1 protein-coding gene is annotated in these 316 nt (G+C 45.3%); it reads right to left on the bottom strand.

All coding sequences use genetic code 11. The features are described from left to right. Positions 1-53: 53 nt before the first annotated feature. The coding region (gene rplS / locus H5072_RS20860; protein ID WP_182694683.1) for a 50S ribosomal protein L19 at positions 54-316 on the bottom strand (263 nt) is incomplete at its 5' end.

Here is a 316-nt window from a genome sequence, read left to right on the forward strand (position 1 = left end):
GGTTGCAACCCGAAGGATGCAACCCGTTTTTTTGCGTTGATAAACAGCGCGTATTAGTTAAGTTTTTCTCTAATACGTGCAGATTTACCAGAACGCTCACGTAGGTAGTAAAGCTTAGCACGGCGAACTGCACCGCGACGCTTAACTGCTACGCTATCAATAAGAGGGCTGTGCGTTTGGAATACACGCTCAACACCTTCACCGTTCGAAATTTTACGAACTGTGAATGCTGAGTGAAGACCACGATTACGCTTAGCGATTACAACACCTTCAAAGGCCTGTAGACGCTCTTTAGCACCTTCTTTTACTTTTACCT

Origin of the sequence: Pseudoalteromonas sp. SR45-5, assembly GCF_014163565.1 — a bacterium.
Classification (GTDB): Bacteria; Pseudomonadota; Gammaproteobacteria; order Enterobacterales; family Alteromonadaceae; genus Pseudoalteromonas; species Pseudoalteromonas distincta.